Below are 19,585 nucleotides of genomic sequence, written 5' to 3'. Positions count from 1 at the left end.
GTTTTAAAACCACCCCTACCGGAGAGGTAATGCTCAATGACTACTAGCTTGAACTCTTTGCTGTATTTGGACATGAGACTGACCCTGTTGAGTTGGATTGGGTGTCCAACTTTTGTGGGTCAGTTCACATTGACTGGGCCTTTTTACTTTCTTAGCTAATTGCTGAAACTTACTTCAAGCTCTTACCCAACATTTCCCAGGTTGCCACTACGCTATCGGGATTTAATGAGATTGAAGTGATCCCCTGTTGCACCAACCAGCGAGCAAAGTCTGGGTGATCTGAAGGGCCTTGACCGCAAATGCCAACATATTTATTTTGCTTGCGACATGCTTCGATTGAACGGGCAATCATAAATTCAACTGCGGGATCGCGCTCATCAAAGTCAATCGCCAAAAGCTCCATACCAGAATCGCGATCCAGACCCAGGGTTAACTGCGTCATATCGTTAGAGCCGATTGAGAAGCCATCAAAGTGCTCAAGGAATTGATCGGCCAGAATCGCATTCGATGGAATCTCGCACATCATGATGAGGCGCAAGCCGTTAACACCGCGCTTAAGGCCAAGTTTCTCCATCATGCTGATGACACGCTCAGCTTGCTTGATCGTGCGCACAAATGGGACCATGATTTCTACATTATCAAGACCCATATCTTCACGGACACGCTTCATCGCAGCGCACTCCATCGCAAAGGCGTCCCCAAAGTCTGCGGAAACGTAACGGGATGCGCCACGGAAACCTAGCATTGGGTTTTCTTCATCGGGTTCATAGCGGGATCCGCCGATGAGCTTCTTGTATTCATTTGACTTAAAGTCAGACAAACGCACAATCACTGGCTTTGGATAGAAGGCAGCCGCAATCGTTGCTACCCCCTCAACTAATTTATCTTCGTAGAATTGACGTGGGCTTGCATAGCCTCGAGCGACACTCTCAACAGCACGCTTGAGATCGGGATCAATATTTGGATACTCCAATACTGCGCGTGGATGTACGCCAATGTAGTTATTGATAATGAACTCGAGGCGGGCCAAGCCAACACCAGCATTCGGAATCTGACAGAAATCAAATGCCAATTGAGGGTTGCCAATATTCATCGTGATTTTCACTGGAATATCGGGCAATACACCACGAGAAACTTCGGTGACTTCAGTCTCAATCAGACCATCATAAATATGGCCTTCATCACCCTCGGCGCAAGAAACAGTCACCATCATGCCGTCTTGCAAATGCTCTGTAGCATCACCACAACCGACTACCGCGGGAACACCTAACTCGCGGGCAATAATCGCAGCGTGGCAAGTACGACCGCCACGATTAGTCACAATCGCAGCAGCACGTTTCATGACAGGCTCCCAGTTGGGGTCTGTCATATCAGCAACCAGAACATCACCAGGCTGCACCCGATCCATCTCGCTCGGATCACGAATCACGCGCACAGGACCAGCCCCAATCTTTTGCCCAATTGCACGACCTTTAGCCAAAACCTTAGAGCTACCCTTCAACTTGTAGCGCATTTCCACCTGGCCAGCAGCCTGGCTCTTTACGGTTTCAGGGCGAGCTTGCAGAATATAAATGCGACCATCTTGACCGTCTTTACCCCACTCAATATCCATCGGACGACCGTAGTGCTTTTCGATGATGACAGCATATTTGGCCAACTCAGTAATATCAGCATCCTCTAAAGAAAAACGATTGCGCTTCTCTGGAGTGACGTCAACTGTTTGCACCTTCTCGGTAGAGCCTGCTGGAGCAAACTGCATCTGAATGAGTTTTGAGCCCAAAGAGCGACGAATAATGGCTTTTTTATCTTGCGCCAAAGTGGTCTTAAAAACATAGAACTCGTCAGGATTTACTGCGCCCTGAACCACAGTCTCACCTAGACCATAGCTTGAAGTAATAAATACAACGTCCTCAAAGCCGGATTCAGTATCCAAAGTGAACATCACACCAGCGGCACCCAAATCAGACCGGACCATGCGCTGAATACCAGCAGACAAAGCTACTTCAGCATGTGCAAAGCCCTTGTGAACACGATAGGAAATTGCGCGATCGTTATACAGAGAGGCAAATACTTCACGAATTTTTTTAAGGACATCATCAATACCCTCGACGTTCAGGAAGGTCTCCTGCTGTCCAGCAAACGAAGCATCAGGCAAATCCTCCGCAGTAGCAGATGAGCGAACTGCAAAAGAACCTTTACCCGAATCATCTAGCCTCTTAAAGGCGGTGCGGATTTCTTCATCCAAACGCGCTTGAAAAGGCGCAGTCTCAATCCAGTGACGAATTTCAGCGCCAGCTTGGGCAAGTGCGCGCACATCGTCAATATTGAGATTTTCTAAGCGCTTCTGAATACGTTCGGTCAGATTGTTATGCTGCAAGAAATCACGAAAAGCGAGCGCCGTCGTCGCAAAACCAGTTGGCACCCGAACGCCAGTGGTGGCCAATTGAGAGATCATTTCACCCAGTGAGGCATTCTTACCGCCAACGGACTCAACATCCGTCATCCGAAGTTGCTCAAAAGGTAAAACGTAGGCATTTACGGCACTACTACTTTGCTGCTGTTGGTTGGACATAAAATACTCTCTAAAGATAAGGAAACTGGTCTAGCAGCCACTCAAAATGGGGCATACTTCATTAACTTTCTATTGTAGTGCTGACCTCGACTTTTAGGCCATTCTGATGACTACCCAAACCCGTATAGTTTTTATTGTTTCTGATGGCACCGGCATTACCGCCGAGAACTTCAGTCAGTCGATTTTGGCTCAATTTGAGGCCACTTTTAAGCATATTCGTATCCCTTTTGTGGATAGCACTGATAAGGCACATGATGCGGTCAGCAACATTAATCAGGCAGCCTCCAAATATGGGGTATCCCCAATCGTTTTCACCACTTTGGTGAATCCCGAACTCAATGCCATTGTAGGCAAAGCAAATGGCTTAATTTTGGACATGTTCCAAACCTTTGTGGCCCCACTTGAAAATGCCTTAGGCATCAAATCTACTCATGCCATGAACCGGCTCCACCACAATGCGGATACCGATGCCTATAGAGACCGTATTGAGGCAATTAACTACTCCCTAGCCCATGACGATGGTCAGTCCAATAAAAACTTGGCAGAAGCCGATGTGATCCTCGTAGGAATATCTCGAGTAGGTAAAACACCAACCAGTCTCTACTTGGCCATGCAATATGGACTGAAGGCGGCAAACTACCCCCTCATACCGGAAGACTTTGAGCGAGGTCAACTCCCCAAAGACCTGATTCCCTACCGCACAAAAATCTTTGGCCTCATGATTGACGCTGAAAGATTGTCACAAATTCGGAATGAGCGACGCCCCGGAAGCAACTACGCCAAGCTTGAAAATTGCCGCTATGAAATCAATGAAGCTACTGCAATGATGAAGAAAGAATCCATTCCCTGGGTTGTCACTACTAGCAAATCTATTGAGGAAATCGCCACAACAGTTTTACAGGCAATTAAATCCGACAAAACCATTTTGGGATAAGGCTCGGTTTAGCGCCTTACGCGCACAGTCTCAAACAAACATATAGCTGCCGCCGTCGAGACATTTAGCGACTCAACGCGTGGGTCAATAGGAATTGCTACACCTTTAGCCTGTGCCAAAAATTCTTCAGATACACCCTGTCCCTCGCTACCCATCAGCCAGGCAACCGGATGAATCAATTCTTTTGTGAGAGTGTAGAGATCGCTTTCACCATCTGCAGTAGCAGCCATCAATGGGGCAGTAACTGCACTCAAGACTTGCTGGGTTGACCATCCCTCATAAAGGTCTAGCAGACGGTGTGCGCCCATGCCAGCGCGTAATACCTTGTTTGACCAAAGGTGTGCGCAACCCGATACTGCAATCACTTGGGCAAAGCCAGCTGCCGCAGCAGTCCGCAGAATTGATCCCACATTACCGGCATCTTGAATGCGATCCAAAATTAATACATCACCAGCCAAAGTAGAAATAGCTTGGGGAGGATTGATAGAAGACTGCGGGAGCTTGAGCAATCCTGCAATATGAGGTGCATTCACCAACTCACTCAATTCATCCCATAAAGCTACATCCAATTGATATAAACGTGTGTCTGGGCATGTCTCTAGATGCGAATAGACTGCCTCAGCGATCTCTGGGTTCTTTAAACCAGTTCCGGAAGTCAGTAACACCTTCAGATTTGGATCGCCAATCCAGGTTTGAATAAGATGAATTCCCTCCAGTAGCGCCTGACCACTAGAAGCCCGTGCCTTCTGCCCTTTTGAACCAGTAGCCTGCAAAAGGCGTAACTCTTTAAATAATGAATTCTCTGTTGAAGAGATGATCTCTGTTTTCATTTATCTTGCCATTGTCTCTAAAACATTTCGCACCGGAGAAAAACTACGGCGATGCTCTTCACAAACACCAAATTCTTTTAGGGCGGCAAAATGAGTGGCAGTTGGATAACCCATATGTTGAGCAAAACCATACTGCGGAAAACGCTCGTGCAAGATTGCCATTTGCCGGTCACGCGTGACTTTTGCCAAAATAGATGCCGCTGAGATAGCCGGCTCCTTTGCATCACCTTTGACGATCGCCTCCATCGGAATCGGCAAATCAGGGCAACGATTACCATCAATGAGTGCTTTATCAGGCCATACACCCAATCTAACCGTCAAATCCTCAACCGCACGTTGCATTGCCAGCATTGTTGCCTGCAGTATATTGATCTGATCTATTTCCGCAGGGCTAGCTTCACCAATACCCCAGGCTTTTGCTTTAAGCATGATTTGCTCAAATAAATACTCTCTTCTTGCTGGAGTAAGCCTCTTTGAATCTTTTAAACCTTCAATCGGATTGCTTGGATCTAGCACTACCGCACCAGCAACCACAGCACCAACCAGGGGACCTCGGCCAGCCTCATCTACACCACAAATCCAAATGGCACTCATGCGTTGCGATGATATTGATGGTCATGAATGGTCTGGGCCACTGCCTGAGCAACTAGCAAGCCCGTTGGGCGGCGCAAGGTTTCATGCATTTTTGCAAAGCGCGCTTTGAGCTCGCTCACCTTAACTGGGCTGTTAAGCCAATCTAACACCGCATTGGCCAGCTTTTCTGGGGTAGCTTCATCCTGCAGTAGCTCAGGCACAACAAACTCCCCGGACAAAATATTAGGTAAACCAACATAAGGTAAGTAGCCTTGACGCTTCATAATTTGCGCTGTTAACCAAGGTACCTTGTAAGAAATTACCATGGGTTTTTTCCAAAGCGCTGCTTGCAAGGTAGCGGTGCCACTTGCAATCAAGACAACATCAGCCGCTTCAAGAACAACATCAGCTTGGCCATCCATTAAGTGAATCTGAATATCGGGTTGCTGCTCATGCGTTTGCTCTAACAGCTGCTCAAGAGGTTTACGTAAATGAGGCGCAGCAATCGGAATTAAAAACTGCAATTTTTCTCCGCGTAATCGCCCAGCTAAGAGTTTGATAGTGTCAAAAAAGATTGGGGCAATGTGCTCAATCTCTGAGCTTCGACTTCCCGGCAAAACTGCAATCACCTTTCCACCTAAATCAGAGGGAGCAATCTTTAGAGTCCGAGCAATGCGTTCTCTGGCACTGGCAGAATTAGGCTCCGCAGGAATATCACTTGCCAGTGGATGACCCACATAGGTAGCCGCAACCCCAGCACGATCATAGATTTCCGTTTCGAATGGAAAAATGCACAGCATGCGCTCAACAGCCTGAGCAATTTTTTTGATCCGACCTGCGCGCCACGCCCAAATAGAAGGTGAAACCAAGTGCAGGGTCGGAATGCCTGCCTTGCGAAGTTGGAGTTCAACCCCCAAATTAAAGTCAGGCGCATCAATACCCAAATACACATCTGGGCGACCCTCATTGAGGAGATGCTCAATGAGCTCTTTACGAAGCTTCAGAATCATTGGAAGCTGCTTAATAGCCTCAACGTAGCCACGCACGCTTAGGGTTTCCATTGGCCAAGCAGAGCGCATCCCCTCCGCTTGCATTAGGGGACCCCCAATGCCATATACCTCTAAACCAGACATATCTGGGATTTGGTTTAAGGCACTTAATACAGGGGCAGCCAGCAAATCGCCAGAAGGTTCACCAGCTACGCAGGCTAATTTAGGCAAGGTGACCTATCGTTATCGAATAATGCCGCGAGTTGAGGCGGCGATAAAGTCATGAAACTCTTGCAATTTTGATGCGGTAGCTAGGTCAGATCCGCTAGCAGCAGCCATTTTCTGAATTTCCACCTTTGCCTCTTCAAAACTTAAGCTATCTTTGTAAAGGACTTTATAGGCTTGACGCAAGGCGGTAATAGTCTCATTGGAAAAACCCCGACGCTTTAAGCCCTCCACATTAATGCCGTGTGGGGACGCTTTATCACCCGCAGCCATCACAAATGGTGGAACATCCTGCACTAAAGCTGAAGCGCCACCGAGCATGGCGTGCTGACCAACCCGAACAAATTGATGCACACCAGACATGCCCCCCATAATTGCCCAATCATCCACGCGAACATGCCCAGCAATCTGCGCGTTACTTGCAAAAATAGTGTTGCTACCAATTTGGCAATCATGGGCAATATGCACATAAGCCATGATCCAGTTATCGTTACCAAGCCGAGTAATGCCCTCATCTTGAGTTGTGCCAGTATGAATTGTGGTGAACTCGCGGACAGTATTACGATCGCCAATAATAAGTTGTGTAGGCTCACCGCGATACTTCATATCCTGAGGTGGGCCACCAATTGCGGCAAAGTGGGCAAAGGTATTTTCCTTGCCGATAGTTGTGTGACCCTCGATCACTGAGTGTGACCCTATCTTAGTGCCCGCCCCTATCTTGACGTTTGGGCCAATCACAGAATAAGGTCCGACCATAACATCGCTAGCCAACTCTGCCTTGCTATCAACTACAGCGGATGCATGAATCAAAGTCATTAGTTGCCTTTCGAGCGCACGGCACAGGTAATATCCGCTTCAGCAGCCAGTTCACCATCTACCGTTGCTTTTACATGAAACTTATAAATACCTGCTTTTTCACGCTGATAAGTTGCAACCATAACCAACTGATCCCCGGGAAGTACTGGCTTTTTAAAGCGTGCGCCATCAATACCTGCAAAGTAATAAACGGCATCATCTGCCTTTGATTCTGTAAAGGTTAGCAAAGCAGCGGTTTGTGCAAGTGCTTCGATAATTAAGACGCCGGGCATCACTGGAAAATCTGGAAAGTGCCCCTGAAAGAACGGCTCATTAATCGTGACATTCTTAATCGCAGTAATACTTTGTCTCGGAGTAAATTCCAGCACTCGATCAACCAACAAGAATGGATAACGGTGCGGCAACAACTTCATGATCTGATTGATATCAATAGCTATATTTGTACTCATAAGATGATCCGCAAAAAATATTTAATAAACTGGTTGATTAAGAGTCTAAGACCCATTACTTACTTCTTATCTAGCAAACGTAAGCGTTGCCGTATTTTATCTAGGCCACGCAAGATGGCTGCGTTTTTCTCCCAAGCGCCATGCAACATCGATGGGTACACACCCGTGAAATGCTGTCCCGGCTCAGTAATAGAGCGAATAATCGAGGTATTACCAGAAACTGTTGTTCGGTCGGCAATAGTAAGGTGACCAGCAAAATTAGCCGCCCCGCCAATAATGCAGAAGTTACCAATCTTAGTGCTGCCTGAGATAGCCGCGCAGCCAGCAACTACGCAGCACTGACCAATCACAACATTGTGGGCAATTTGTACCTGATTATCAATCTTCGTTCCTGAACCAACTTCAGTGTCACTCAAGGCGCCACGGTCAATGGTTGTCGATGCTCCGATTTCTACATCATTACCGATCACTACCCTGCCAGTTTGCGGAATCTTAACCCACTCACCGCCAGCAGCAGAAAAATCAGGGGCAAAACCAAAGCCATCCGCACCAATCACTGCACCGCTATGGATAATGCAACGCTTACCAATTTTGGTCGCGTAATAAATAGAAATGGATGGATAAAGCAAGGTATCTTCACCAATCAGACTATCTCTGCCGATAACAGTATTACCCAAAACAACCACACGCTCACCTAACTGGACGCCAGCTCCAATTTGTACAAACGGTCCAATGTGGCAAGAAGCGGGAATGACTGCTGTTGAATCTATGACAGCACTAGGATGTATTCCAGGAGCATAAGTTGGGGCACTTGTTTTAGCAAAGTGCTGCGCCATCCTTGCAAAAGTTGCATAGGGATTATGAGAAACAAAATATGCTCGCTGTGCAGAATTTTTGCCGGGATGGGCTTGCAAAAACTCTAAATCTGCTTTACTTACGATGAGTGCGCCTGCATCGCTGTCGCTTGCCTGTTGGCGATACAACGGGTTTGAAAGGAATGAAATTTGATTTGACTGCGCTCGCTCCAAAGGAGCGAGGCCAAGAAACGCGTGGGAGCTACCCCCCACCAAGCTTACTTGAAACTGTTCGGCCAGCTCGATGGCGGTGGGCATAGAACTTACTTAAGACTATTGAGGGCCTTGATGACATCGTCCGTTACGTCAGCTTTAGGGCTAACATAAGCAGCTTCTTGAACAATGACATCAATCTTTCTTTGTTCAGCGATTTGTTTCAGCACGGAATTTGCCTTCTCAGCAATCTTGGCACGCTCTTCAAATGTGCGCTGATTTAAGTCTTCAGTAAATTCACGTTGCTTACGCTGTAATTCGCGATCTTGGTCGGCTAACTCGCGTTGACGACGAATGCGTTCAGCCTCATTCATAACCGCACCATCACGGTCTAACTTTTCAGCGGCAGACTTAATTTTTTGTGCGCTGTCACGCAAATCATTTTGGCGCTTTGTGAATTCATTTTGCAAGCGTGTTTGCATTGCCTTGGCAAGGTTAGATTCATTAAAGACTTTTTCAGAATTCACAACAGCAACACGTGTGCCAGTATCTTGGGCAAACACCTGAGGTAAAGAGATGGCTGATGCGCAAGCAACGATGCCCAATTGAACCCATTTAGAAGAGAAACAAAGCTTCATAAAACTTTCCTTAAACAATTAAAACGCCGTACCTACCTGGAACTGCAAACGCTGGATATTATCCGTTGGCTGAGACTTGACCGGTATACCGTAGCTGAATTTTAGCGGACCCAGTGGTGATATCCATGATAAACCCAAGCCGTAGGAATACTTCAAAACTAGGTTGATATTCGTGCCAAACGCATTACCGCCATCCACAAAAGTGAAAAGACGCAAGGTTTTATCAACCCCGGAACCCGGCACGGGGAAGGTGTATTCGACGTTGGTCACAATTTTGGATTGCCCGCCAGTTGGCTGATAAGTGCCTGTATTGGTATTGAAGTATTGGGGGCCCAATGAGCCTGGCGCATATCCACGCACAGAACCGATACCACCTACATAGTAGTTTTTAGTGATTGGGAAAGGATTGCTGCCATATGCCTCGCCATAACCCAGCTCGCCATTGAATGACAGGATATTACCCTTGGAGAATGAATGGTACTTTTGGTACTGCCCATACAAACGGTAAAAAGTCATATTTCCAACCGGGGTCCCAACCTCTCCGGAAAGTTGCTGCAAAGAACCGTCAGATGGAATCAAAGAACTATCTCGGCCATCGCGTGACCACCCTACCGTCAAGGGAACGTTGTAGGTAGTTAATGTTGCAGGGTAACCAGGCGCTGCGATACCGTAATTTTGCGCATAGTTGAGGTATGGCGTTGGGGTATTTGCAGTTGTCGATATCCTAAAAGCTTCAATACCTGATCCAAAGAAAACCCGGTCAACCTCGGTATAGGGAACACCAAATTTTATGTTCGAGCCAACAGACTTAATTTGGTAATCAGGGTCGCCAACATAGTACAAAGGCTTGGATGAACGGTAGTACAAATCAGTGTAACGACTGATGCCATCCTCAGTGAAGTAAGGGTCGTACTGAGACAGGGTTAAGTTTTGATTGATCTTACCGAGCGAGGCATTTAAACCAATCGCAGTACCGGTACCAAAGGCATTATCCTGATTAATACCGGCAGAGAGAATTACCTTCTCGGTCGAGGAAAAGCCAGCGCCAATCGTCACTGCCCCAGTGGGCTTTTCTTTTACAGCAACGTTAACATCCACCTGGTCTGGCGACCCTGGGACATCTTGAGTTGTAACGTCGGTTTCAGTAAAGTAACCCAATCGACCCAGACGTTTTTTAGACAGCTCAATCTTGTCGCTATCGAACCAAGAGCTCTCAAACTGACGCATCTCGCGACGAATCACCATATCGCGCGTTTTAGCATTGCCACTAATAGCAACCTGACGAACATACACTCGACGACCTGGATCAACCACCAAGGTTAAGTCAACCTCACTTAATTCACGACGAATATCAGGCTGCGGATTAATGGTGGCAAATGCATAACCATAGGAACCTAAGATCTCAGCAATAGCCTTGGTACTCTTCGTCAACTCTGCCGAGGAAAAAGTATCGCCAGGCTTGAGAGTAATCAACTGCATTAACTCAGCTTCCTTGCCCAGTAACTCACCAGCTAGACGAACATTTTTAACGGTAAATTTCTGTCCTTCACGAATACTAATTGTGAGATAAATCCCTTTTTTATCAGGCGTGATAGATACCTGAGTCGATTCAATAACAAACTCTAAATAACCGCGATTGAGGTAATAAGATCGAATGGTCTCAAGATCGGCCGTTAACTTTTGCTTGGAGTACAAATTGTCTTTGCTATACCAAGATAACCAGCCACCCGTTTTGAGCTGCATCTCGCCTAGCAAAGTGCTTTCACTAAATTCCTTATTTCCAATGAAATTAATTTCTTGGATTTTGGCAACAGGACCCTCATCAATGTTGAAGTAAATCGCAACCTGATTACGCTCTACCGGGGTGACGGTTGCCACAACCTCGGCGGCATACATACCCTTACCAATATATTGACGCTTTAACTCTTGTTCGGCCTTATCGATCAACGCTTTATCGTAAAAGCGGGCTTCTGCAACCCCAACCGCCTTCAGGGATTTACGCACAATCTCCTGATCAAACTCTTTCATCCCCGTGAACTCGATACGCGAAATGGTTGGTCGCTCATCGACGATCACAATTAAGACATCCCCTTGAGCTTGAATTTGTACATCTCTAAAAAAGCCAGTGCCATACAAAGCTTTAATTGCTTCAGCACCCTTCTCTTCTGTAAATGTATCGCCTACCTGAACAGGTAAATAACTAAATACAGTTCCAGGCTCTACCCGCTGCAAGCCTTCAATGCGAATATCTTTAATAACGAAAGAATCAGCCGCATGTGCGTTTACAAAAAATCCAGCGGCAGCAATCAGGATCACTTGCGCAAGAAATCGAACAAAAAGGCGAGGTATTGAGGTCAAAAAATTCAAGGCGAAAGATAGCGTTGTAAATCATTAAACAAGGCCAGCAGAGAAAGTGAAATCAACAAGAAAAAGCCCACTTTTTGGAGCTGCTCTTGCATTGAAACCGAAATTCGCTTACCGGCAACCAACTCCCATGCATCATACAGGAGCTGACCCCCATCTAACATCGGTAACGGCACTAGATTGAGCAGGCCGATACTAATACTCATAAGTGCTAAAAAGGCTAAAAACGGCTGCCAGCCAATCTGCGCAGACTTGCCCGCCATATCAGCAATACTTAAAGGGCCGCCCAACTGTTTCAGGGAGGTATTTCCGGTGAATAAACCCAACATCAGGCGGGTAGAGACTTTGGTAATCAACCAGACTCGCTCAGATGCATAAACAAGGGCGTCCAAAGGCCCCAGCTGAAGCTTTAGCCACTCACTTTGAGGACTTGGCAGAGGGCGCACCCCCAAGGCCATAAAAGGGTCTGATTCAGGGCTGATTTGAGGCAAATCAACACCTTTAAAGACCTTAAAAGAATGGCCGCCTGACGGGTTGCGTAACTCCAAAACAAACCCCTCCCTCCCAGTAACAGCATCAAGCAACTTCCAGCGCAGGATATTCCAACTGGGAATCGCGTCAAAACCTTCGGCATTCAGGGCATTTTCAGAGCCATCGGGAATAGACTTCCAGCCGACCACCTGATCACCAGCAATCACGCCGAGGTCGGCTGCCAAGGAAGTTTCAGGAGGGGCATCAAGGCGTGCGGGCAATTGAGCTACCCCGCTTATATAAATAATGGCAAATAAGGCCACTGCCAAAATAAAATTTGCTAATGGTCCAGCAGCAACAATCAATGAACGTTGCCAGAGCGGTTTAGCATCGAAGGCTTCAAACCGCTCCGACTCTGAAATCCGCTGCTCAATATCCCGCCCATCTAATAGCTTAACGTACCCACCCAATGGAATGGTCGCCACAACCCACTCTGTTCGATTGCGCGCTACGTAAGTAAAAAGTGGTTTGCCAAACCCAAGAGCAAATCGCAGAACACGAACCCCGCAAAGGCGAGCCACTAAGAAATGGCCAAACTCGTGAAAACTAACTAGTACGCCGAGAGTCAGCAAAAAGGCGGCTAATGTAATCAGAGTTTGCAGAGGATTCATGCCACTAATGATTCATCTGACGAATAATATTGCTGGCAACGTGACGAGCTTTAGCATCAACATCGAGAATAAGTTCAAGCGAGCTTGCTGAAACCGACGAGATGTGATTAAGGGTCTTTTCTACCACTTCTGGAATTCGCAAATAAGGCAAGCCTGCATCTAAAAATGCTGCCACTGCAATTTCGTTAGCAGCATTTAAGATCGTGGGCGCTGTCCCACCGGTATTCGCCGCTGAAAAGGCCAAAGCCAAACAGGGGAAGCGTGTTAGATCTGGCTCAGCAAAACTCAGTGCAGCTAGTTGCGTCAAATTCAAAGGACCAACCCCAGCATGGATCCGCTCCGGCCATGCTAAGCCATAAGCAATCGGCGTTCTCATATCCGGCTGCCCCATTTGAGAGATCACAGATCCGTCGCGATAAAGTACCATCGAGTGCACAACACTCTGAGGATGAATAAGTACCTTAATTTTTTCTAGTGGCAACCCAAATAACCAAAATGCTTCGATGACCTCAAGCCCTTTATTCATCATCGTTGCCGAATCGACCGAGATCTTTCTACCCATCACCCAATTCGGATGGGCGCAAGCTTGATCGGGTGTAATCGATGAAAGTTCACTCATTGCCGTATCTCTAAATGGCCCGCCAGAAGCAGTTAGCCATAATTCTTCAACACCTAAGTAATCGTGGGGTGCTTTAGTAAATTGCTGTGGAAGGCACTGAAAGATTGCATTATGTTCGCTATCGATTGGGAGCAACTCGCCGCCGCCCGATTGCATTGCCTGCATAAATAAATCGCCAGACATTACTAGCGCTTCTTTATTTGCCAACAATACCCGCTTGCCCGATTTGGCTGCCGCCAAGGCGGGCACTAAACCAGCAGCGCCAACAATAGCAGCCATGACCGTATCGCAATCTGATTGCGTCACAGCGCTTACCAAGGATTCGGAGCCACATAACACCTGTGTAGCAATCCTTTTTTCCTGAAGAGCCGTGCGCAGGCGTGAGGCACCAGCTGCATCACCAACAACCGCAATAGTCGGATTAAATTCTATGCATTGCTCCGCCAGACGATCTATTTGTTTGTTAGCAGTCAGCGCAACGACTTTAAAGCGCTCTGGATGCGCACGAATGACATCAAGCGTATTGATGCCAATCGATCCTGTGGAACCTAGAATCGCAACCCGCCTCAATGACATTAGACTAGTCCCGCAAGCAACGCAGCAATTGGCATGACGGGCAGCAATGCATCGACGCGGTCCAAAACACCACCATGACCAGGCAACAGGTGACTGCTGTCTTTTACACCAGCCAAGCGTTTTAGCTGAGACTCGAATAAGTCACCAAAGATACTAAAAGCTGTTAAGACTGTCACCATTAGCAGCATTGGCAACCAGCCGTAACGCATTGCCCAAGAGCCAAATAATGTGGCATCCAATGGTAAATAAAAAACACATACAACTGCGTATACATAACAAAGCAAGAGACCACCTAAAGCGCCCTCAATAGATTTACCAGGGCTAATTTGTGCTGCCAAACGATGCTTACCAAAAGCTTTACCCATAAAGTAAGCGCCGATATCAGCAATCCACACCATGACCATCGTCGACAAAAGAAAGCTTAGGCCAATCTCACGCAAAAAAATCAAAGCAAACCAGGTTGCCGGCAGCAAAATAAATCCCAAAATAGAATAGAAGTAACGCCATTTATCAAGCGATAGATTTAAGCCTCTCGCCAAAATAAAAGGGGCATTGAAGAACCAAAACAGGACAGCCATGGCGAGTAAAGCAAACTGCCACTCGGACCGATTCAGAGCCAGCAAACCCAAGATGATAAGCAAGCAAAATGTGGAATATAGGATGGCACCAAGTTGTGAGCCAGGAGCAATCAAACGGCTCCACTCCCATGCAGCTAGCAACACTACCAGAAGAAAAAAACCGCTTAAGTAAATTCCTGGGAGTAAAAATAAAATAGGTAACAGCACCGCCAAAAGAACGAGGGCGGTAAAAATTCGGGTTTTTAGCATTGGGTTACCGGATGTCTGATCAAACTGCATCACTCATTGCCTGCGAAGCAAGCTGAGCACTTGTGCGACCAAAACGACGTTCGCGCTGACCAAACCATTCAAAAGCTTTATGTAATTGCGCTTCATCAAAATCAGGCCACAATACATCAGTAAAGTAGAGTTCGCTATACGCCAACTGCCACAACAAAAAGTTACTAACCCGCTGCTCTCCGCCGGTTCGAATAAATAAATCCGGTTCTGGAGCATAAGCCATGGCTAAGTATGGTTGCAGCAACTCTTCGGTAATCTGCTCGGATCTCAAGTTTGGATTTGCATCTAAGCAGCGACGCATCGCCTGCAAAATATCCCAGCGACCGCCGTAATTTGCCGCAATGGTAAAAGTTAAACTCTTGCAGTCGGCAGTCTTCTCCTCAGAAAACTGCACCATCTCCTGAATGGCTACATCAAAGCGACTTAAATCACCAATTAGGCGAAGAGCAATGTCGTTTTCAGCAAGACGGGATACTTCACCCTTAAGTGATTTGAGAAATAGCTTCATTAAAAAACCCACCTCCTCTGGTGGGCGGCGCCAGTTCTCTGAGCTAAAAGCAAACACAGTCAAATACTCGACGCCAATACGACGGCACTCTTGGACGATTTTTCTAACCGCGCCCAATCCCTCTGAATGCCCAGCTACTCGCGGCATATGGCGCTTACTTGCCCAGCGTCCATTGCCATCCATGATGATTGCCACATGGCGAGGGATAGCACTTACTTCGGGGACAACTAAAGTAGAGCTAGTGTGCAAGGTCATAAAAACAGATTAAAAAGAATTCAGTCAATCGGGTTACTAAACCGTCATGATCTCTTTTTCTTTTTCGGCAATGATCTTATCAACATCGATGACGGCCTTATCAGTCATCTTTTGGATTTCATCAGTAGCACGACGCTCTTCATCTTCCGAAATTTCTTTCTCTTTAGTGAGACGCTTTAAATGCTCATTGGCATCGCGGCGCAAATTACGCACAGCAATTTTTGTTTCTTCACCTTCGTTTTTAACTACTTTAGTTAAATCACGGCGACGCTCTTCTGTTAAGGCAGGCATTGGTACGCGTATGATGGTACCTTGAGAGGCGGGATTTAGCCCCAAGTCAGAGTCACGGATTGCCTTTTCAATCGCTGCCACCATTGTCTTTTCAAATGGTTGAACGTTAATCGTGCGAGCATCCGCCAATCCTAAACTGGCAACCTGGCTCAACGGTGTTGGGTTGCCGTAATAATCCACTTGAATATGCTCCAGAATTCCCGGGTTAGCACGACCAGAACGAATCTTTGCTAAATTGGTTTTTAAGGCATCAAGAGACTTTTGCATCTTTTGATCGGTAGTGGTTTTAATTTCTGCTGCAGACATCAAGCCTCCTATTAAACGTGTACTAGTGTGCCCTCAGGCTCACCCTGAACCACGCGCATTAACGCGCCCGGCTTAAGAATTGAAAATACTTTGATTGGTAGCTTACGATCACGGCACAAAGCAAATGCAGTGGCATCCATAACTTGTAAGTTTTTAATTAAAGCCTCGTCGAACGTAATGGTCTTATATAAAGTCGCGCTAGGATCTTTCACAGGATCAGCACTATAAATACCATCGACTTTGGTTGCTTTCAACATAATTTCCACCCCCATCTCAGCACCACGCAAGGCAGCAGCAGTATCGGTTGTGAAGAACGGGTTGCCGGTGCCAGCCGCAAAAATAACTACTTTGCCCTCGCTCATCGCACGAATAGCGCGCGGACGAATGTAGGGCTCAACTACTTGGTCCATACGAATAGCCGATTGAACTCTTGCTTCAACACCCTTTTGACGCAGAGCATCCTGCAGTGCCAAGGAATTCATCATCGTTGCAAGCATTCCCATGTAATCTGCAGTTGCGCGATCCATTCCTGCTGCACCACCCGCTACACCGCGGAAAATATTACCGCCGCCAATGACAATAGCAAGCTCAACACCGCTGTTGACCACTTGCGCTATTTCGGCAACCATGGAATCGATCGTTATTGGATTAATGCCAAAAGCATCATCCCCCATAAGGGCTTCACCAGATAGCTTCAGTAGGACTCGTTTGTAGGCTGGCATTATTTTCCGTTTTCCGTAATTTGCCAAGTAACTTCACTACTTAGCTTATTGATCTTTAAGTACTTTTTTAATATCTTTGGCGAATTATAAAGGTCTTAAGCCAGATAAAACAAAAGGGCATAGAAACCAAGGTTTCTATGCCCTTTTGAGCATGACAGATACCAGGGTTACCCTGGCTAATCGCTTAAGCAGTTGCTTTAGCGGCAGCTACCTGAGCCGCTACTTCAGCCGCAAAGTCATCCTGACGCTTCTCAATGCCCTCACCTACAACAAACATCGTGAAACCTTTGATTGTTGTATTCGCAGCCTTGAGCATTTGCTCAACAGTTTGTTTATCGTTTTTAACAAAGGTTTGGTTCAATAAAGAGACCTCCTTGAGGTACTTCTGAATAGAACCTTCAACCATTTTTTCAACGATTTCAGGTGGCTTGCCAGATTCAGCAGCCTTCTGAACAGCAACACTACGTTCAATAGCAATAGATTCAGCAGGAACATCAGCCATTGATAGAGCTACTGGCTTCATTGCCGCAATATGCATTGCTACGTCTTTAGCGGCAATCTCATCACCCTCAAATTCAACCATTACACCAATACGAGTACCGTGGAGATAGGAGACCAACTTACTGTCGCCCATAAAGCGCTTAAAGCGACGCGGCATGATGTTTTCACCAATCTTACCGATCAAGGCAGTACGCACTGCATCAACAGTAGAGCCGTTCATAGGCAAGGCAAGTAAAGCAGCAACATCCACTGGACTCTTTTCAGTAACCAATTTCACGCACTCGTTTGTAAATGCCAAAAAGTCATCGTTCTTGGAAACGAAATCAGTTTCGCAGTTCACTTCGAGCAATGCACCAGTAGTGCCGCTAATAAATGAAGCAACAATACCTTCAGCAGTTACACGAGAAGCGGCTTTACCAGCCTTACTACCTAGCTTTACACGCAGAATCTCTTCTGCTCTAGCCATATCACCATCGGCCTCGGTCAAAGCTTTTTTGCACTCCATCATCGGAGCATCAGTTTTGGCGCGTAACTCGCCAACCATTGCAGCGGTAATAGCGGCCATTATTCAGCTTTCCCTTCTTCAACAAACTCTTCTTCACCTTCTTTAACAGCAGTCAAGATTTCTTGAACGGAGTTCGCTTTGCCTTCGAGAATCGCATCAGCAATACCGCGAGCGTAGAGAAGAACAGCCTTACTGGAGTCATCGTTACCAGGGATGATGTAATCAATGCCTTCTGGCGAGTGATTGGTATCAACTACAGCGATCACTGGAATACCAAGCTTATTGGCTTCGGTAATTGCAATTTTGTGATAACCGACATCCACGACAAAAATTGCATCAGGAACGCCATTTAAATCTTGAATACCGCCAAGTGCTTTTTGTAATTTATCGAGGTCGCGATCATTGGTCAAAGCTTCTTTTTTGGAAAGCTTTTCCCAGTCGCCAGCTTCTTTAGCAACTGCCATATCTTTTAAGCGCTTTAGCGAACCTTTAACGGTCTTGAAATTGGTGAGCGTACCGCCCAACCAACGACTGTCAATGTAGGGCATGCCGGCACGAGCAGCTTCTTCAGCGATGATTTCGCGTGATTGACGCTTTGTACCAACAAATAAAATCGTGCCACGATTAGCAGCAACTTGCTTTGCAAATTTCAGGGCATCCTGAAACATTGGCAATGTCTTTTCCAAGTTGATGATGTGGATTTTGTTGCGATGACCGAAAATATAAGGGGCCATCTTTGGTGACCAGAAACGGGTTTGGTGACCAAAATGGCAACCGGCTTCTAGCATTTGACGCATAGTTACTGACATAACTTCTCCTAAGGGTTGTGTTCTAAAGTTGGATCCTAGCTGCACTAAAAAGTGCCACCCTGGAAGGTCCAACTCGCGATTTCAAGCCAAAAATAGACCTGATGTCCAAATTATAGCTTAAATATCAATCACCTAGCTAGCTTGAGCCGCCCTCAGCCCTCTAGTTTTGAATTGAGCTACGCACCAAAATGAGTAATATGCTTAAAAATTAGGCATTAGTCATCAACTGAAATATGCCAAGTCGTTGATAATCAAGGCATGAATAGTGTATTTACCGCAGAAAAAGACATCCAAGGGATGCGCGAAGCTGGCCGCTTAGCCAGCGAAGTCATTGATCACGTAGCACCCCATGTAAGGCCAGGGGTGAGCACCGGTGAGTTAGACCGTATCTGCCATGAGTACATGGTAAACGTCCAGAAAACCATTCCTGCTCCACTCAACTACCAACCGCCTGGCTACCCACCTTTCCCGGCCTCCATTTGTACATCAGTCAATGATGTGATTTGTCACGGCATTCCCGGGGAAAAGATTCTGAAGGCAGGCGATGTCGTAAACCTAGATATCACCGTGATTACACCTGACGGTTATTACGGTGATACCAGTCGAATGTTTATGGTCGGCGAAGTTTCTGTTATGGCAAAGCGCTTGACTCAAATTACGTTTGAATGTCTCTGGCTTGGAATTGCTCAAGTTAAACCAGGCGCTTCGCTCGGCGATATTGGCCATGTCATTCAGACGCATGCTGAAAAAGCAGGTTATTCCATCGTACGCGAATATTGCGGTCATGGCATTGGCAAAGTATTTCATCAAGACCCACAAATCCTGCATTACGGGCGTCCTGGTACCGGTGAAAAACTGGAGGTAGGCATGACCTTTACGATTGAGCCAATGATTAATGCTGGACGCCGCGAAATCCGCACCATGCCAGATCAATGGACAGTCAAAACAAAAGATCGCAGCCTTTCTGCGCAATGGGAGCATACCCTTTTAGTCACGGCTACAGGGGTAGAAGTTCTCACATGGTCCGAGGGTAGCAACCCTCCGCCAGATTGCGTTGCAGGTCTTTCATTTAGACCCACCCCCGCAAGCACTTAACC

The 19,585-nt window shown here is 46.7% G+C and carries 19 protein-coding genes; 2 read left to right on the top strand and 17 right to left on the bottom strand.

The window, feature by feature from the left end:
- Positions 1-169: 169 nt before the first annotated feature.
- Entirely contained in the window at positions 170-2,572 is a 2,403-nt protein-coding gene (gene ppsA, locus ICN46_RS07825; protein WP_216206923.1) for a phosphoenolpyruvate synthase, read from the bottom strand.
- Positions 2,573-2,678: 106 nt separating this feature from the next.
- On the opposite strand from ppsA, the gene ppsR reads away from it, so the two are divergent.
- A complete protein-coding gene (gene ppsR, locus ICN46_RS07820; RefSeq protein WP_216206920.1) occupies positions 2,679-3,506 on the top strand; it encodes a phosphoenolpyruvate synthetase regulatory kinase/phosphorylase PpsR in 828 nt (275 codons plus the stop codon).
- 8 nt (positions 3,507-3,514) lie between these two features.
- Here ppsR and ICN46_RS07815 read toward each other — a convergent pair whose 3' ends face one another.
- From ICN46_RS07815 to rpsB, 16 genes are all read right to left on the bottom strand, one after another.
- Positions 3,515-4,336, bottom strand: a complete 822-nt coding sequence (locus tag ICN46_RS07815; protein WP_216206918.1) for a TrmH family RNA methyltransferase — start codon at positions 4,334-4,336, stop codon at positions 3,515-3,517.
- The gene (gene rnhB, locus ICN46_RS07810) at positions 4,337-4,930 is read right to left on the bottom strand and encodes a ribonuclease HII (protein ID WP_216206916.1); all 594 of its coding nucleotides are present in this window, start codon (positions 4,928-4,930) and stop codon (positions 4,337-4,339) included.
- Positions 4,927-6,129 (bottom strand): lipid-A-disaccharide synthase, encoded by a 1,203-nt coding sequence (gene lpxB, locus ICN46_RS07805; protein ID WP_216206913.1) that lies wholly within the window; start codon positions 6,127-6,129, stop codon positions 4,927-4,929. The genes rnhB and lpxB overlap by 4 nt, the downstream gene beginning before the upstream one ends.
- Before the next feature lie 12 nt (positions 6,130-6,141).
- Entirely contained in the window at positions 6,142-6,939 is a 798-nt protein-coding gene (lpxA, locus tag ICN46_RS07800) for an acyl-ACP--UDP-N-acetylglucosamine O-acyltransferase (protein ID WP_216206910.1), read from the bottom strand.
- Complete coding sequence (gene fabZ, locus ICN46_RS07795; RefSeq protein ID WP_216206908.1) at positions 6,939-7,388, bottom strand: 3-hydroxyacyl-ACP dehydratase FabZ; 450 nt, start codon at positions 7,386-7,388, stop codon at positions 6,939-6,941. The genes lpxA and fabZ overlap by 1 nt, the downstream gene beginning before the upstream one ends.
- A 59-nt stretch (positions 7,389-7,447) precedes the next feature.
- Positions 7,448-8,500 (bottom strand): UDP-3-O-(3-hydroxymyristoyl)glucosamine N-acyltransferase, encoded by a 1,053-nt coding sequence (gene lpxD, locus ICN46_RS07790; RefSeq protein ID WP_216206905.1) that lies wholly within the window; start codon positions 8,498-8,500, stop codon positions 7,448-7,450.
- A gap of 5 nt (positions 8,501-8,505) precedes the next feature.
- Positions 8,506-9,033, bottom strand: a complete 528-nt coding sequence (locus ICN46_RS07785) for an OmpH/Skp family outer membrane protein (RefSeq protein WP_216206903.1) — start codon at positions 9,031-9,033, stop codon at positions 8,506-8,508.
- An 18-nt stretch (positions 9,034-9,051) separates the two neighbouring features.
- Complete coding sequence (gene bamA / locus ICN46_RS07780) at positions 9,052-11,400, bottom strand: outer membrane protein assembly factor BamA (protein ID WP_216206900.1); 2,349 nt, start codon at positions 11,398-11,400, stop codon at positions 9,052-9,054.
- Positions 11,397-12,539 (bottom strand): M50 family metallopeptidase, encoded by a 1,143-nt coding sequence (locus tag ICN46_RS07775; RefSeq protein WP_255538799.1) that lies wholly within the window; start codon positions 12,537-12,539, stop codon positions 11,397-11,399. Before ICN46_RS07775 ends, bamA begins: the two co-directional genes overlap by 4 nt.
- Positions 12,540-12,543: 4 nt before the next feature.
- A complete protein-coding gene (gene ispC / locus ICN46_RS07770; RefSeq protein WP_216206960.1) occupies positions 12,544-13,728 on the bottom strand; it encodes a 1-deoxy-D-xylulose-5-phosphate reductoisomerase in 1,185 nt (394 codons plus the stop codon).
- Positions 13,729-13,733: 5 nt separating this feature from the next.
- A complete protein-coding gene (locus ICN46_RS07765) occupies positions 13,734-14,591 on the bottom strand; it encodes a phosphatidate cytidylyltransferase (protein ID WP_255538798.1) in 858 nt (285 codons plus the stop codon).
- The gene (uppS, locus tag ICN46_RS07760) at positions 14,581-15,348 is read right to left on the bottom strand and encodes a polyprenyl diphosphate synthase (protein ID WP_216206952.1); all 768 of its coding nucleotides are present in this window, start codon (positions 15,346-15,348) and stop codon (positions 14,581-14,583) included. The genes ICN46_RS07765 and uppS overlap by 11 nt, the downstream gene beginning before the upstream one ends.
- A gap of 42 nt (positions 15,349-15,390) precedes the next feature.
- The gene (frr, locus tag ICN46_RS07755) at positions 15,391-15,951 is read right to left on the bottom strand and encodes a ribosome recycling factor (RefSeq protein ID WP_216206897.1); all 561 of its coding nucleotides are present in this window, start codon (positions 15,949-15,951) and stop codon (positions 15,391-15,393) included.
- 11 nt (positions 15,952-15,962) lie between these two features.
- Positions 15,963-16,673, bottom strand: a complete 711-nt coding sequence (gene pyrH / locus ICN46_RS07750; protein ID WP_216206893.1) for a UMP kinase — start codon at positions 16,671-16,673, stop codon at positions 15,963-15,965.
- A 184-nt stretch (positions 16,674-16,857) separates the two neighbouring features.
- Positions 16,858-17,739 carry a translation elongation factor Ts gene (gene tsf, locus ICN46_RS07745; protein ID WP_216206890.1) on the bottom strand — a complete coding sequence of 294 codons (882 nt, stop codon included), beginning with the start codon at positions 17,737-17,739 and terminating at the stop codon, positions 16,858-16,860.
- Positions 17,739-18,488, bottom strand: coding sequence for a 30S ribosomal protein S2 (gene rpsB / locus ICN46_RS07740; RefSeq protein WP_216206887.1), 750 nt, complete (start codon positions 18,486-18,488; stop codon positions 17,739-17,741). The genes tsf and rpsB overlap by 1 nt, the downstream gene beginning before the upstream one ends.
- Before the next feature lie 258 nt (positions 18,489-18,746).
- Here rpsB and map point away from each other — a divergent pair, with 258 nt between their 5' ends.
- Positions 18,747-19,583: a type I methionyl aminopeptidase gene (gene map / locus ICN46_RS07735; protein WP_216206882.1), complete on the top strand. Its 837-nt coding sequence runs from the start codon at positions 18,747-18,749 to the stop codon at positions 19,581-19,583.
- The last annotated feature ends 2 nt before the right edge of the window (positions 19,584-19,585 follow it).

This window comes from Polynucleobacter sp. Latsch14-2 (assembly GCF_018881925.1).
In the GTDB taxonomy this organism is placed as follows: Bacteria; Pseudomonadota; Gammaproteobacteria; order Burkholderiales; family Burkholderiaceae; genus Polynucleobacter.
This window is presented reverse-complemented; position numbering and strand designations above follow the sequence as displayed.